This window comes from Salinispora fenicalii (assembly GCF_000514815.1).
Taxonomy (GTDB): Bacteria; Actinomycetota; Actinomycetes; order Mycobacteriales; family Micromonosporaceae; genus Micromonospora; species Micromonospora fenicalii.
Genome location: NZ_KI911472.1, coordinates 201,423 through 216,391, shown reverse-complemented (window position 1 = coordinate 216,391; position 14,969 = coordinate 201,423). Strand labels below are relative to the sequence as shown.

The 14,969-nt window shown below is 69.6% G+C and carries 12 protein-coding genes and 1 pseudogene; 3 read left to right on the top strand and 10 right to left on the bottom strand.

All coding sequences use genetic code 11. From position 1 onward, the window contains the following. Positions 1-41: 41 nt before the first annotated feature. The 5 genes and pseudogenes from B116_RS0121970 to B116_RS0121950 all read right to left on the bottom strand — a co-directional run. Positions 42-1,334, bottom strand: a pseudogene (locus B116_RS0121970) (cupin domain-containing protein); the annotation flags it as partial. Between the two features lie 8 nt (positions 1,335-1,342). Continuing rightward, positions 1,343-1,585 (bottom strand): hypothetical protein, encoded by a 243-nt coding sequence (locus tag B116_RS0121965; protein ID WP_027661334.1) that lies wholly within the window; start codon positions 1,583-1,585, stop codon positions 1,343-1,345. A 173-nt stretch (positions 1,586-1,758) separates the two neighbouring features. Further along, on the bottom strand, positions 1,759-2,187 hold the full coding sequence (locus B116_RS0121960; protein ID WP_018723480.1) for a DUF2267 domain-containing protein: 429 nt from the start codon (positions 2,185-2,187) through the stop codon (positions 1,759-1,761). Positions 2,188-2,427: 240 nt separating this feature from the next. Continuing rightward, complete coding sequence (locus B116_RS0121955) at positions 2,428-2,826, bottom strand: TraR/DksA family transcriptional regulator (RefSeq protein ID WP_018723479.1); 399 nt, start codon at positions 2,824-2,826, stop codon at positions 2,428-2,430. Positions 2,827-3,005: 179 nt separating this feature from the next. After that, positions 3,006-3,500 carry a winged helix-turn-helix domain-containing protein gene (locus B116_RS0121950; protein WP_027661333.1) on the bottom strand — a complete coding sequence of 165 codons (495 nt, stop codon included), beginning with the start codon at positions 3,498-3,500 and terminating at the stop codon, positions 3,006-3,008. 394 nt (positions 3,501-3,894) lie between these two features. Here B116_RS0121950 and B116_RS0121945 point away from each other — a divergent pair, with 394 nt between their 5' ends. Further along, entirely contained in the window at positions 3,895-4,848 is a 954-nt protein-coding gene (locus B116_RS0121945) for a DUF3500 domain-containing protein (protein WP_027661332.1), read from the top strand. A gap of 64 nt (positions 4,849-4,912) precedes the next feature. On the opposite strand, the gene B116_RS0121940 is transcribed toward B116_RS0121945, so the two are convergent. Beyond that, the gene (locus B116_RS0121940) at positions 4,913-5,653 is read right to left on the bottom strand and encodes a GAF and ANTAR domain-containing protein (protein WP_018723476.1); all 741 of its coding nucleotides are present in this window, start codon (positions 5,651-5,653) and stop codon (positions 4,913-4,915) included. Between the two features lie 172 nt (positions 5,654-5,825). After that, on the bottom strand, positions 5,826-8,117 hold the full coding sequence (gene secA2, locus B116_RS0121935; RefSeq protein ID WP_027661331.1) for an accessory Sec system translocase SecA2: 2,292 nt from the start codon (positions 8,115-8,117) through the stop codon (positions 5,826-5,828). Between the two features lie 247 nt (positions 8,118-8,364). Between secA2 and ctaD the strand changes: the two genes are divergently transcribed. After that, on the top strand, positions 8,365-10,362 hold the full coding sequence (gene ctaD / locus B116_RS0121930) for an aa3-type cytochrome oxidase subunit I (RefSeq protein WP_027661330.1): 1,998 nt from the start codon (positions 8,365-8,367) through the stop codon (positions 10,360-10,362). 103 nt (positions 10,363-10,465) lie between these two features. Here ctaD and B116_RS0121925 read toward each other — a convergent pair whose 3' ends face one another. The 3 genes from B116_RS0121925 to B116_RS0121915 all read right to left on the bottom strand — a co-directional run bounded on the left by B116_RS0121925 (position 10,466) and on the right by B116_RS0121915 (position 14,176). After that, on the bottom strand, positions 10,466-11,320 hold the full coding sequence (locus B116_RS0121925; RefSeq protein ID WP_027661329.1) for a SigB/SigF/SigG family RNA polymerase sigma factor: 855 nt from the start codon (positions 11,318-11,320) through the stop codon (positions 10,466-10,468). Positions 11,321-11,525: 205 nt separating this feature from the next. Then, complete coding sequence (locus B116_RS0121920; RefSeq protein ID WP_027661328.1) at positions 11,526-12,920, bottom strand: hypothetical protein; 1,395 nt, start codon at positions 12,918-12,920, stop codon at positions 11,526-11,528. Positions 12,921-13,051: 131 nt separating this feature from the next. Further along, positions 13,052-14,176, bottom strand: a complete 1,125-nt coding sequence (locus B116_RS0121915; RefSeq protein ID WP_027661327.1) for a baeRF2 domain-containing protein — start codon at positions 14,174-14,176, stop codon at positions 13,052-13,054. A gap of 138 nt (positions 14,177-14,314) precedes the next feature. Between B116_RS0121915 and B116_RS0121910 the strand changes: the two genes are divergently transcribed. Next, positions 14,315-14,863 (top strand): hypothetical protein, encoded by a 549-nt coding sequence (locus tag B116_RS0121910; protein WP_027661326.1) that lies wholly within the window; start codon positions 14,315-14,317, stop codon positions 14,861-14,863. The last annotated feature ends 106 nt before the right edge of the window (positions 14,864-14,969 follow it).

The window sequence follows — 14,969 nt, the reverse complement described above, 5'->3', positions numbered from 1 at the left end:
ACTATTGCGCCCCCGTCGGGCAGGTTCAGGCAGCTGCTCTGGGTAGGGACGGCAACCGCTTCCCGGAGCAGGCGGCGCACGAGGGTGATCCGGTCGGTGTCGTCGGCCAGGCCGGGCAGGTCCCCGACTCGGCTGACTTCTCCGGAGAGCAACGCACGCAGGGCCGGGGCGCATACCTGCGGCAGAGTGATCGTGCGGTCGAAGACCCGCAGCGCCACCCGCTCGCCCGCAGCAGTGAGCTGCCACCGCAGGCCCGGGCGAGGAGCGACCCGGCTGTCTGGGCCGAGCGCCTCCAACGCAGCCGTCTGGGCAAGGGGATACAGCGGAGCCGGCCGGGCCGCCGGCCATGCCCGTTGCCGCAGCCGGGCGGCGAGCGCTGCTGGATCGACGCAGCGCAGCCAGTCCCGCAGTACCTCAACGGTCTCCGTCAACTCGGGCTTCACCGCCTCCGGGTCGGAGACGTCAATCCCGAATGGCAGGCTGGCCCGCAGCCGCGGCTCCTCGGTGGCGAGCGCGAGCAGCTCCTCGACCAGCGTGTATCGCGTTAGCGCCCGAACACCGACGGTCAGGTGCAGTGAGCTGCGTTCCTGGGCCTTGGCACTGTGCAACCAGCCACGGGGCAGGTACAGCGCATCCCCGGGGGCGAGCAGCACGTCCAGAGCGGGTGCGCCCGTCGCGGTCGCGGAGACTTCATCGGCTCGGCCGCCCCATGGCTGCTGCTCTAGCGGGTCGGGGAGCACCGGCGGGTGGATTCGCCAGTGCTTCCCGCCGTCGACCTGGAGGACGAAAACGTCGTGCGTGTCGTAGTGGGTGGCGAATCCCTGGCTGCCGGCGGGAGTTAGGTAGGCGTTGACCTGCAACGGCTGCCCGACAGCCAGGCCAAGCTCCCGGGTGAAGTCGATGAGTGCCGGCCAGGTGCGGTGTAAGCCCTGCAACACCAGAGTGGCGCCACCGGCGTACAGGCCGAGGATCTTCTCGTCGAGGACCTGGTCGGCGATCTCGGCACCCGCGCCCCCACCGCCGGTGTATCGGGCCGCCGGCACCAACACGCCGTCCTGCGCCACCCGCAGGAACGGCGTGCGTAGGCCACGCCGACTGAGTAGTTCATCGGCATCTGCCGGGCTGAGCAGGTCGCAAAAGCCACGCTGGTTGGGCAGCTCATCGGCGCGGGATAGCAGCGGCGTCTGTCCCCAATGCCGGGCGACGAACTTCGCCGGCTCGACCGAGACGCACCGGGCTAGCGCCGACGCCCACTCAGCGGGTGTCGCGGACCAGTCGGCGGGGAACGGAGATACCGGGCGACCAGGGCTACCCGGCGAGTCGAGGTACGGCACTGCGTGGTTCAGCCCGCGCTACCGTCGGCACCACCATCGTGCTGCCCCGGNGTCGCGCCACCATCAGCCGGACCCTCCGCNCTNCCGTCGGCACCACCATCGTGCTGCCCCGGAGTCGCGCCACCATCAGCCGGACCCTCCGCNCTNCCGTCGGCACCACCATCGTGCTGCCCCGGAGTCGCNCCACCATCAGCCGGACCTTCGAGGCCGGCGCCGCCGGAGGTCGTCATGTCGTCGTCGTTGAGTGCCATGGGTACTCCTCGGCTGTGCCCCGTCCGCGAGCGCCGGGGTCCGTCGTACGGCGGGGATTCCCCCACCTCCAGCCCTCCCCACCACACGGTAGCCGCCCCAGGGGCCCGACGCTGGTGGTTCGCCAGTCGACAGCCCGGGGTCCGCCCTGGTGCCCGGGCGGGCGCCGACGCGGTCAGGACATCATCCGGGCCAGGTCCTTTGGCATGTTGTCCTTCACGTCGTCCCACTGCCCCGAGCTGACATGCCGGTGCAGGACGTCGAGCACCACCTGCACCAGGTGCTCCGCATCGCCCTGAAGGTCATAAGTGAACTGCTTCCGGAACTCAAGGAGGAAGTCGTCTCGGTTCAGCTTGACCGGAACGTCCATCGGCTGCCAGCCGTCGAAGTAGATTCCGCGGATCACCAACGGCAGCTGCGCGGCGAACGCCACGCTCTCCTGCACCGGCAGTCGATCACGTAGCAGGTGCAGCATCGTCCGTAGGGCGCAGTAAGACTGGTTCCGCTGTCCCTTCGGCCAGCCGAGGGCCTCCTCGATGTCCTGAAGGATCAGATTCGTCTTCTGCGTGGACGCGTCGATCGCGGACTGTAGCTGCTCAGCCATCTCTCCACCCCCGAACGTCGGGCTCCCAGCGGCCATCGTCGTCTCGCCGCCGGGGACCAACCGGGCCGCGGCGCTGTCGCACCGGGCTGACCCGGCCAGGCCGGGGCGTCCGCCGCCGATCGCCGGGCGTTCCGACGACGTGGAGAACGACGCCTCGGCGGCGCCTCGGTCTCGTCTGCACCATGACCATCCAGCCACCTCCGTCTGCTCCGGCCGCGCCAATCCGGCGGCAACGACGCGTCAGGCCGCGCGACGCTCCCGAGTTTGTTTGCAGGTCACGCAGGTCGTCGCCGATGGGAAGATCTCCAGCCGCTCCACTGGAATGGAGGCGCCGCAGCCTTCGCAGAAGCCGTAGGTGCCCTCTTCCAGCCGAGTCAGGGCGTGCTCGAACTGCGCCCGGCGGTCGAGGATAGTTCGCAACAGGGACTGCGCGGTGTCCCGCTCCGCGGTCTTCGTGCCGCTGTCGGCCTGGTCATCGCCCGCGGTGTCCCCGACCTCGACCAGGCGCAGCACCTGACTCTGCATCACAGCCTGCTCATACTCGGCGGCAAGCTCGTCGTAGCGGGCCTGCAGGGACTGCCGGATCTGATCGGCTTCCGCCTGGGGTCGGGGCGGGTCGACCGGGTCGTGGACGAGCATCGCTGCCTGCCTTCCTGAGGGCCTCCCGGTCCACTGGACCGGTGCTGGTCGTCGCTGCACGGGTGGCGACCCGTGTGATGAGCCGACCGAATACCCCGCACCGCCACGGACCAAACCGCCGTCTATCCGGCTACCCGGGACCGCTGGCACAAGGCAGCACCAAGACGGGTAGGCCGCAGTCAACCACTGCGGTCGATGCTCACCCGGGCGTCGTCGGCGAGCCGGTAGCCGACCCCGTAGACGGTGGTGACCAGGGGAACGTCGACGCCAACCTTGCCCCGCAGTCGGCGCACGTGCACATCCACCGTGCGCACCCCCGCATGCTCGTAGCCCCAGACCGCATTGAGCAGTTGCAGCCGCGTGAAGACCCGTCGGGGGTGGGCGACCAGGTGTAGCAGCAGATCGAACTCCAGCCGGGTCAGCGACAAGGGGTCGCCGTCACGCAACACGGAACGGGAGGAGGCGAGGATGTGCAAGGTGGGGATGGTGGGGGCGAGCGACCGGCTCGGCGAGCGGCCTGCCGGAACCGGTTCCACTCGCCGGTCCGAAAACCCGTTGCCGGTCATGGTGACCGTGCTGTCACCACATTCCATCAGTTCACGGGCCGCGTCCAGCAACCGCCGGGCCGCCGGATTCAGCGTCTCGTCGCTGGCCAATGGGATTGACAGGGTCACCGTGAGGACGGGAGGAACCGTATTGGTGGGACGGCGCTGACCACCCGGAGGGCGGCCGGGAACAGCGGGTTGGGACGAATGCCATCCGGCGCGCGACGAAGCGGGGCTGACCGACATGGTCCTCCTTGGCTGGTCCGGGTATCTCCCCAACGGCCCGGGACGCCGCTTCACCGATGCTTCCCGGCACCCGTTCGGTGGTCAAGGGGCAGCTGCGTTGCATGAATGTGACAATTGACTAACACATCGGAGCGGAACGCTCGCTCTGCGTACGAGGTCAACTGATTACAGCAGAGCCGTTGAGAGGACCCGATCCGGGGGTCCCCTCCGCGTTCACATTTCCCAGCCCTTGCCCACCGCCCGTGTCACCCAGCACCTGGCGGGGTATACAGAAACGGTGGAGAACTCACTCCCCCAGCAGCTACGCGCCGCCGCCGCGGCGTTGCTCGCTGCCCTGGACGAGCCGGAACGCACCCGGGCAACCCATCAGTTCGACGATCTGAGGGCACGGCGCTGGATCGAGTACCGGCCCCGGCCCCGGCCCGGCGTCTGCCTGGCCGACCTGCGCCGCGCCGCCCGGAAGGCCACCCACCGACTACTGGCAAGCGCCCTGAGCCCGTCAGCGTATGCCCAGGCAGTGGCGATCATCGGTCTGGAGGAGGTACTCGACCGGGCCGAGGGGTGGCGCCGCGGCCGACACAGCGACGACTACTGGGTGGCGGTCTTCGGTGACCCGATCCGGGACGAGGCCTGGGGGTGGCGGGTCGAGGGACACCACCTGTCGATCAGCATGACCATCGTGGCCGACCAGGTCTCCCCCGCTCCGGTCTTCTTCGGGGCGAACCCGGCCGCCGTCCGGTGGGCCGGTCGGCCAGTCACCCGCCCGCTCGGCCCCGAGGAGGACCTGGGCCGGGCGTTACTGGATACCCTCAGCCCGCAGGTACGGGCGACAGCCGTCATCGCCGAGGCGGCTCCCACCGACATCATCAGCGCGACCCGACCTCGCGTGGACACCCCGATGGCTCCCCTCGGCGTCTCCGCTGACCGACTCAGCCCCACCGGCCGAGCCCTGTTGGACCAACTTGTCGCCCTATACCTGGAACGGTTCCCGCCAGAGTTGGCGGACCGAGAGGCCCGTCGGCTCGCCGGGTCCCCGGTGCACTTCGCCTGGGCTGGACCGAGCTGGCCGGGTCAGCGCCACTACTACCGCGTGCAGGGCGACGACCTGCTGATCGAGTACGACAACACCGCGGACGACGGCAACCACGCCCACACCGTGCTGCGCCGCCCGAGCAGTGACTTCGGCGCCGACCTGGACCTGCTGGCTGCCCACCACCGGGTCGCCCACTGAAGCCTGCGGCGAGTCCGCCGGAACTGCCCCACCTCGGCCGCACGGACCTCTCCAGCGCGACTGATTAGTTGTCGCGAGGCCGAGAAACCGTGGTAACCAACCGCTCGGCCACCTCCCGCAGCGGAATCCCGAGTGAAGACGCCGCGCTGCGCAGCACCGTCACGGCCTCCTCAGCCCGGCATCCCCGCTGGGTCATGACGACCCCGATCGCCTGCCCGACAACGCTCTCGCCAAGCAGCGCCACGTCGACCTGACCGGCCTCGGCCACCACCCGCGCCCGATCCCGTACCGCGGCGAGCAGTAGACCGGCCTGCTCGGCCACCAGCATCGCGGTCAGCTGATGCCGAGGGGTAAGCACCTCCCGAACTCCCGCATAGAGGTTGAGCGCGCCGATCACCTGTTCGTCGATGTCGACCGGTGCGGAGATCACGGCCGATACCCCGAGCCGACGGGCACGCACAGTCCAGTCCGGCCACCGCGTCTCGACGCTCAGTTGCTCGGCGACCACCAGCTCCCGCTGCCCGATCGCCGCCATCGCGGGCGTGTCTGGGCCGTGCCGCAGGTCGTCGAGCTCGGCGAGTCGGGTGTCGGAGGCCACCGCTCCGGCCGGTTCCCCCGCGCGCAGGGAGGTGAACCCGCACCAGCTGACCCCCGCGACGCCGTCCCGAGCGATCTGGACGAGGGCGGTCAGCGCGGCGTCGAGGTCGGTCGCGCCGATCAGCCCGGCGGTCAGCTCCCGGAGCAGTCCCGCGGTCTCCAGAACACCGAGCGTCTCCCCGACCGACTCCCGCGTCTCCAGGTTCACCAGAGCCCCACCTCCATCACGCCGTACGCACCGAATCCCATCACCGGAGCCGCCTGAGTTTCGTACCTATCCCGACTCCGCGGCCCCGGCCTACTACCCCGCGGGGAGGGGCCGAAACTACCCAAACAGGGCGACCTCCGAAGCCGGAGGCTACCGGAACACTCCGGACAGGTCAGCGGGATCCGGAGCTGAGCCGCCGCCCCACCGAGGCGATGAGCCGGTCGAGCTCCGAACCGAACGGGTTGTCGTGCACGAGGTACGTCCACGTCGCGCTCGGCCGGACCAGCTTGGACTCGTCCGGCTCCCAGTCCTCGTCGAGCTCCGTCTCGGTAAATGTCTCGATGGTGCGCCGCTCGATCTCCGGCACCAGCTCGTTGAAGGAGGGCACCGCAGCACGGTGGAACTCGTCGAGCGGGTCCAGCCGGCCCAACGCCCGCAGGTGAACACCCTCGCGGACCTCGGAGAGCTCGGCGAGGTGTTCGGCCCAGAGCCGGTCCAGGTGGAACAACGCAATTGACCGGGCGGCCCGAGCGAGAAGATCCTCGTCCATCTCGCCGGCCTTGTCCGAGACCTTGTCAAGCAGCATCAGGGCGGCAACATCGCTGGTCAGCAGCCGCTCGCGGCGCTCCGCCAGCGCCTTACGCTGCTGCTCCACCACCACGCTGTAGCGCCAGGTGTTGCGGTGGATCTCATGGTTGACCCCCTCCGCGACCCGCTGGGCGTGCTCCACGGCGTAATCCACCTGCGGGTCGGTGACCAGCCCGTCGGCGTTCATCCGCGGCGACGGCGGCACCGTGTCGCCGGCATGCCGAACCACAAGATCATCCTGCAGGCTGACGAAGAAGACCGACCCACCCGGGTCGCCCTGCCGACCGGCCCGCCCGCGCAGCTGATCATCCACCCGGCGGCTGTCGTGCCGGCCACTGCCGATCACATAGAGGCCGCCCAGCTCGGCCACCCGATCCCGGTCCGCCTGATCGCTGCCGCCGAGCCGGATGTCGACACCCCGGCCGGCCATCTGAGTCGAGACCGTGACCGCGCCGAAGGCGCCGGCCTCGGCGATGATCGCCGCCTCCTCGTCGTCATTTTTGGCGTTTAGCACGATGCAGGGGACGTCAGCGGCGTCGAGGCCCGCCGCCAGGCTTTCGGATTCCTTCACGTCGAGGGTGCCGACCAAGACCGGCCGCCCTCGCTCGTGGTTGCGCCGAATCTCGTCGATCAGCGCCTCCTCCTTCTCCGCCTGCGTCGCGTAGATCCGGTCCGGCTCGTCCTCGCGGATACACGGCGTGTTCGGCGGGACCACGGCCACCTCGAGATCAAAGAATTCGCGCAGCTGCTCGCCGACCAGCACCGCGGTTGCCGTCATCCCGCACACGGTCGGGTAGAGCCCGATGTATGCCTGCACCGCGATCGTACCGAGAACCTCCCCCTCGGCGGTGGCGTCGAGCCCCTCCTTGGCCTCGACCGCCGCCTGCAGTCCGTCGGGCCAGCGGCGACGCTGCGCCACCCGTCCGCGCATCTCGTCGATCAACTCGACCGTGCCGTCCCGCACGATGTAGTCCACATCGCGGTGCAGCAGGGCGTGCGCATGCAGCGCCACGTTCACCGCGGAGAGCTGGGCGACCTGCTCCTCGTCGTACAGGTCGATGCCGAGCTTGGCCTCGACGGCGCTGAGACCGTCGGCGGTGAAGGCGACGCTGCGACCGTCCTCGGCCACCGTGTAGTGCCGGCCCTCGCGCAACCCACGCATCAGCGCCGCGGCGGTGTGCACTGGATCCTGTTCACCGGCAACCGCTCCGGCGAGGACCATCGGCACCCGGGCCTCGTCGATCAGGATCGAGTCGGCCTCGTCCACGATCGCGGTACGCAGCGCCGGCTGGACCCGCTCCTCAATGTCGGTGACGAGCTGGTCGCGCAGGTAGTCGAAGCCCGCCTCGCTGACCGACACGTACGTGACATCGCAGGCGTACGCCGCGCGCCGTTGTTCTGGGTTGGACGCCTCGTTGACCCAGCCGACGGTCAGCCCGAGCAGGTCATATACCGGCTTCATCCATTGGGCGTCCCGACGGGCCAGATAGTCGTTGACGGTCAGTACGTGCACCGGACCGTTGCCGAGGCGAACGTGCCCGTACGCGGCGACCGTCGCGGTCAGGGTCTTGCCCTCACCGGTGGCCATCTCGGCGACCTTGCCGGAGAGCAGCGCCATCGCGCCGAGTAGCTGCACATCGTAGGGCCGCTGGTCCAATCCGCGGTGGGCGGCCTCGCGGCCAACCGCACAGATCTCCACGTAGCCCTCGGCCCGGCCGGCGGCCTCGGTCAGCTCGGCATCGTCGAGAGCCTGCAGTTCCTCAACCCGGGCCTCGATGGCGGGCAGGAGTTTCTCCAGCGGGGCGAGGTCGACTGTCGTCCCGGGGCGCTGGAGGAACCGGCGGAATCTGCTCTTCAACCGTTGCGACACACCCATGAGCGGCAACGGTACGCGACCGGACCGATCTTCAGCGGCCCGCCCGGTTCCGCCGGCGGCGTCGACAAGCGCCGCTGGTGGCTAACTGCCGTAGGTGACCAGGTCGACCCAGGGCGGGAGCGCGCCACCGCCGGTCCTGGTGAGCGAAAATACCGCTCTAGCCTGAATAATCCCTCTCGCCTGGTTTCATGGTCAGAGGGGCGGGTAGCCGTGCCCGTCCTATCTGTCGTCAGCGGGGTGAAGGTCCATGCCCAAGCGGGTCACCACGGAACCACGCGACCGGGGTCCGGCGATCCTGGCACCGGCACGCTTTGGCGGCTACCCAGGCCCGAGGCGGCCGGCGCTACCCGGTAGCACGCTGGCCCGGTGGCTATCCACCACCGACCACAAGCAGATCGGCCTGCTCTACCTGATCACAGCCTTCGGCTTCTTCGTGCTAGCCGGAATCGAGGCGATGCTGATCCGGGGTGAGCTGGCCCGGCCTGGGCTCCAGTTCCTCTCCCCCGAGCAGTACAACCAGCTGTTCACCACCCACGGCCTGGCGATGCTGCTGCTCTTCGCCACCCCGGCGGCGCTGGGGATGGCCAACTACATCGTCCCGATCCAGATCGGCGCGCCGGACGTCGCGTTCCCCCGGCTGAACGCCTTCGGCTACTGGCTCTTCCTCTTCGGCGGCCTGCTGCTCTTCGGCAGTTTCCTGACCCCGGGCGGCTCCGCCGACTTCGGCTGGTTCGCCTACACCCCGCTGAGCCAGGCCGAGCACTCCCCCGGAATCGGCCCCGACATGGTACTGGTCGGCCTCGCCCTCGGCGGTGTCGGCACGATCCTGACCGCGGTCAACCTGATCACCACCATCGTCACTCTCCGGGCCCCCGGCATGACCATGTTCCGAATGCCGATCTTCACCTGGAACATGCTCTTCACCAGCATCCTGATCCTGCTGGTCTTCCCCCTGCTGGCCGCCGCGCTCTTCGCCCTGCTCGCCGACCGGCTCCTGGGGGCACACGTCTTCGATCCGGCCACCGGCGGACCACTGCTCTGGCAGCATTTGTTCTGGTTCTGGGGCCACCCCGAGGTCTACATCATCGCGGTGCCCTTCTTCGGGATCATCACCGAGATCATCCCGGTATTCGCCCGCAAACCCGTCTTCGGATACACCGGACTGGTGTTCGCCACCGGCGCCATCACCGTGCTGTCCATGGCGGTCTGGGCACACCACATGTTCGGCACCGGTCAAGTACTACTGCCGTTCTTCAGCATCCTGAGCTACCTGATCGCCGTACCGACCGGGGTGAAGTTCTTCAACTGGATCGGCTCCATGTGGAAGGGGCAGCTCACCTTCGAGACACCGATGCTCTTCTCCATCGGCTTCCTGGTCACCTTCCTGTTCGGCGGTCTCACCGGGGTGCTGCTGGCCAGCCCACCGGTGGACTTCCACGTGACCGACAGCTACTTCGTGGTGGGGCATTTCCACTACGTGCTCTTCGGTACGGTGGTCTTCGCCTTCTTCGGCGGGATCTACTTCTGGTTCCCGAAGATGACCGGCCGACTACTCGACGAACGACTCGGCAAGGTCCACTTCTGGACCATGTTCCTCGGCTTCCACGGCACCTTCTTGGTCCAGCACTGGCTGGGCAACGAGGGAATGCCCCGGCGGTACATCGACTATCTGCCCGGCGATGGGTTCACCACCCTGAACACAATCTCCACCATCTCGTCGTTCGTACTCGGAGCATCCACCCTGTTCTTCATCTGGAACGCCTGGAAGTCCTGGCGGTACGGGCCCGTCGTCAACGTGGACGATCCATGGGGGTTTGGTAACTCATTGGAGTGGGCGACGACCTGCCCACCACCACTGCGCAACTTCGACCAGATGCCCCGGATCCGCTCGGAGCGCCCGGCCTTCGACGCCAAGTACGGTCCCCTCGTCGCCAACCTCGGCCGTGATCTGCCGCAGCGCACCACCCGACCGCCGCAGCAGCTCCGCGACGAGCTACACCGGGAGCCACACCTGCCCGAGCCGCCCAGCGCCGAGGGCGCGGTCGGCGCGCGCGAGGCGGAGGCCTACCACCCCGCTCCCCAGTCCGGGGCGCGGCCAGTCGAGGTGCCGGAGCCGGAGGACATACGCCGACCCAGCTTCGGGGAGACCGACGAGCCCGAGGGGACCACCGACTTCGAAACCCCGCAGGAACCGACCGACCGGTGGCGCCATCCCCGTGGACCCGGCGACAGCACCGAGAACTGAGCCGGCGGGCCGGTCCTACCAGCACCGAGAACTGAGCCGGCGGGCTGGTCCTACCAAGGCTCTAGGGCGGGCCGGTCCAAACAAGCGCCATGACGGACCGGACTTACCGAGTTCTGGGGCGGGCGGTCTCCGCCTCGGCGACACCGTTCTGCCACGGCGGCGGCGCGTCGGCGAGCATCGCCTGCCGCAGCCAGGTCAACGCCCGGGACAACAGCCGGGACACGTGCATCTGGGAGATGCCGAAGCGGGCGGCGATCTCCGCCTGGGTCTGGTTGCCGTAGAAACGCATGGCGAGAATCCGCCGTTCCCGCCAGGGCAGCCGATGCAGCAGACCGCTCACGGTGACCCGATCATCGACCGACTCCAACGCGTTGTCGGACTCACCCACCAGGTCGCCGAACTCGGCCGAGCTCTCGCCGCCGACCGGGGCGTTGAGCGACGCCGGACTGTAGCCGGCAGCCGACTCCAACGCCGCGAGGATCTCCTCTTCCGGCGTCTCCAACCGCGCCGCCAGCTCCGCCACCGTGGGCGCTCGAGACAGCTCGCTGGTCAGTGCCGCGGTGGCCTGGCCAACCTCGAGGATGAGGTCACGCAGCCGGCGGGGCACATGCACCCCCCAAGTGCGATCCCGGAAGTGGCGCTTGATCTCACCGACGATAGTGATCGCCGCATACGCGGTAAATGAGCCGCGCTCCGGGTCGTAGCGATCCACCGCGTTCACCAACCCGAGCCGCGCGACCTGTTCCAGGTCCTCCAGCGGCTCGCCCCGCCCGCGATACCGACGGGCCAGTCGTCCGGCGAACGGCAGAGCGAAGCGGACCAGGTCGTCCCGGGCCTCCTGGCACCTGTGTGGCGGCAACCCCGCGATCCGTGCCGCGTACGCCAGAGCCGCCGCGTCGAGGTCCTCCAGGCCCCGCTCGGTCGGTGGCGGAGTACTTGTGGTGGTCTGTCCGAACATCCGCGCCTCCCTCAGGAAGGTCCCGCCCGGATTTGGCAAACCGGTCGTGCGCGTGGCGACACCACGCACCGGGTCGGAAGTGGGTTTCGTGCTGGGACGCCAGCGGGCGCCGGCAGGATCCGGCCGCCGAGCCAGCGGTGTTCCCGCTCCGTAGGTACTCAATCACGGGACCCGGGGTTCGCGAGGATGTTTCGGCGCGTCCGGGTCAGGAGACGAGCAAGCCCTGCTGGGAGCCGCCGTCGCGGAGCGCCGCCAGGGCTGCCGCAACGGTCATCGGCGGCGGTGTCGGCAGGTCGTACGACTGCGCCCGCAGCACCTCGGTGGCCCGACGGGTGGGCACCGACGTGACCGGGTAACCCCGGGCTGCCGACCGATCCAGAACCCGCCGACGACGGCCGAAGCCGGCCACGGCCAGCCATTGGGGCAGCCCGGCGACCGCCGGCGACCGCAACCCCGGCGGCTCCGGCAGCACGTCCACCGAGCTGAACGGCTCACTGCCGGCGAGCCACCACTCCACCCCCTCCACGCTGCGCCGGGTGGCGTTCTCACACCAGTAGGGCACCATGCCGGCCCGAAGCACCTGCCACGGGTCGAGCAACCGACCGCACTCGACGACCAATCGGTTGCCGGTCTTTCCGGCCGCGCGCAGCCAGTGCCGGTACAGGTCCGCGGTCACCGCGCTCAACACCGCCGGCTCTGGCACTAGTATCCGATGCGACGGATGCCGGTGCACCGAACCCCACTCTCGAACGGACTGCTCGAACCCGGGCTCCACCCCCTGTTCGGCCAGGCGGGGCGCCCCCGCCACCGCTGGCGGGCACCACCGTGCGCCGTCGCTTCCAGCCCCGTGGAGCACCTGACGCAACGCGGGACTGTCCGGGTGGAAGTCCACCGGATCAAACCCACTGCCCGGAGAGCCGACCTGAAAGCTGTGCCCGGGGGCGGAGTCCAACACCGGCCAGGTACGGGCATCGCAGAGCAGCAGCACCGGCGCTCCCGGATCCAGGCATTCGGCCAGCAACTGGAGGTAGGCCGCGGGCAGCCAGCGCCAGCGAGCGGCCAACGCGACCGTCGCCCCCGCCAGCGCGCCGCGGCTGGCCGGGCAGTGCACCTGCCGTACGTGGAGTTCGGGGTTGCCGACCAGCAACCGTGCGGCCAGCGCGGCACCGTGATCGAGCGCGGCCTGCGGTCCGTCCACCGCCCCCTGCGGCCAGTGCACGCTCAGCTCGAAGCCGGTGGGTAGCCACGGGATGCCGAGCGCGACCGCGAGGTGCGCCGCCGCGCCGTGCGGGGAGCCGAGCAGCATCCCGGGGTAGCGGCGGCGGGGGTACTGGTCGACGAACCAACGGGCCACCCGTTCTGCGTCCACCTCGGCGGCCTGCCCGACGGTCAGGGCGACCCGACCTGCGGCCCGGGCAGCCGCTGCCCGCCGGACCGGTTCGGGTGCCCCGCTGAGGCGAGACATCCCTCTGGGGTGTCCCAGGTCGGCGCAGTCGGTGCCGCGCAGGGCCCGGGCGGTGGCCGCGACCAGGGTCCGGGCTGCGCTGCCAGCTGCCACGATGCGGTCGCCGGCCAGCCCGTCGACGCGCCCCGCGCGCACCCCGTGCGCCGGCCCGACCTGTCCTCGTTCGCTAACCACGCAGCCCGGCTTCCCGCCCCGATCGGGTTCAAACTGGGCATCCCTTACTCATCGGGATTTACCCGGTAGTCCGACGGATGAGCGGCGGGACCTCAGGCGCGGTCCCGCCCCGGCGTGGCGGCATCGACGTACCGCAGTACCGCGCCCACCCCGCCAGTCAGCTCCGGCGCCTCGTCAGGGCCGAGGACGGTCAACTCCGCATCCGTCCCCACCAATGCCCGCACCAGGGCGGCATCGACGCGTACCTGCTCCGGGTCCCGGACCGACATGGCGGACAGCTGCTCGGGATCGGTGGCGATCTGGGTCGGATCCGACCCAACCCACAGCTCTCCCGTCGCCGCCGGGTCGTCCACGATGAGCAGGTTCTCGACCTGGTCTCGCTGCAGTGCGGAGACCACCGCATCCAACCCGGACCCAACTTCCTCCTGCTGACCGAACCGGTCCAGGGCGGTGCTGACCCGCTGGTCTGCCACCTCGGCAATGGTCTGCACGGTCAGGTCATCCAACTGGGTGAGGTCGGCGCCTCCAGCCCTCTTTCCGGCATCGGTACGGACCAGCACCTCCTGCCAGCGTTCCGGCAGCTGCGCGGCGATCACACCGGTTGCCCGCACATCTCCGGACACCACCACCACGTCGGCGCGCACCTTCTCGGCCAGCTCCGCGGCGGCGGCAGCGATGTCACCCGCGTTGCGGTGCCAGGCTTCCACCGCAGCCCGCTGATAGCGGGACTGGGACCAACCGCCCGGCCGCACGCGACGCAACTGGTAGTCCTGCCGGCCCCGCACCTGGGCGTGCCGGGGCACGCCCCCCGCGCTGACCGCCATCGCGTCCGCTCCAGTCCGGTCGGCGATCACGCGCACCCAGGCCACCTGCTCGCCCCGCTGGGCCAGCAGCGGCATCACGTGTGGCAGCGACCCAACCGCGGCGATATCTCGCAGCGGTGGGGCGGACAGGTACTCCGACAGAGCCACCCGACCATGGCTGGCGAAGACAGCGATGCCGTAGTCCCCCGGCATCGGATTGTGCCCCCGGACCACCCGATCTATCGCCTCGATCGACGCCGGGTCGGCCCCTTGCTCCTGAAGTCGGTCCCGGAGCGCGCGCCAGCGCAGATCCAGCGCGGCGTGGGCATCTTCAGTATCGGCGGAGGCGTCCAGGTACACCGAACACCACGGGCCCGGCCGATCGTAGAGTGGGCGCAGGAAGGACAGCTGCATGCGCGACCCCTTTCCAGCTCGACCCTGTGTTTACCCGTGCCGGCTGGCTTGTCACCTGACCCACGCCACGTGACCGACGTTCATTCCCCCCATTCACCCACACCGGCCGATACCATCGGGGTACAGATCAACCTCTGGGTGGTGGCGATGGACAGCGACCTACATGCCCCACGGATCGTTCATCCGACGGCGCGCGTCGTCACCGGGCGAATCGTCCGGCTACTTGAGGGCTACCCGCGCGAGGTACGGGTGGGCCAGCCGGTGCTGGTGGCCGTGCTCGTGGCAGCCGGCGTGGCGAGAATGCTGATGGCCCTGCTCCGGCAGCTCGTGGCGGCCGGTTCCGGCCGCGGTCGACGCACGTTCAAGGAGCTCAGGAACGGGCCGGAGTTCCTGGTTACCCCCGTCCGCCTGCGGGACTCCGCCGGACGGATGTGCGAGGTCGAGTTGCACGGACACCTGCCGCAGAGCGCCCTGCACCCGGCCGACCACGTGCAACTGACCCTACGCCGCCAGCGCGACTCCGAGCTTCCACCGAAGATCGAGCGGATCGTCAACCTCACCACCGGACAGTCACTCACCCCGCGTACGGCGACGCTCTGGTCACATCTCGGGCCGCCGCTCCTGCTCCAGGCCAGTCTGGGCCTGTTGCTACTGGCCGCAGTCGCCGCCTGTTCCAGCCTGCTGTGAGCCGGGCCCGGTAGCCGCGCGGCCCGCACGGCGGCGGGCACCCCACACCGGATCGACGGGCAACTATCGCGACCCCACCGGGTGGGTGGGAGAACCTAACAGGTCT

Coding starts and splice junctions, on each gene's coding strand:
- B116_RS0121960 (WP_018723480.1), bottom strand. CDS start 2,187: ATGGCTGAGCAGCTACAGTCCGCGATCGACGCGTCCACGCAGAAGACG.
- B116_RS0121955 (WP_018723479.1), bottom strand. CDS start 2,826: ATGCTCGTCCACGACCCGGTCGACCCGCCCCGACCCCAGGCGGAAGCC.
- secA2 (WP_027661331.1), bottom strand. CDS start 8,117: ATGGGTGTGTCGCAACGGTTGAAGAGCAGATTCCGCCGGTTCCTCCAG.
- ctaD (WP_027661330.1), top strand. CDS start 8,365: ATGCCCAAGCGGGTCACCACGGAACCACGCGACCGGGGTCCGGCGATC.
- B116_RS0121925 (WP_027661329.1), bottom strand. CDS start 11,320: ATGTTCGGACAGACCACCACAAGTACTCCGCCACCGACCGAGCGGGGC.
- B116_RS0121915 (WP_027661327.1), bottom strand. CDS start 14,176: ATGCAGCTGTCCTTCCTGCGCCCACTCTACGATCGGCCGGGCCCGTGG.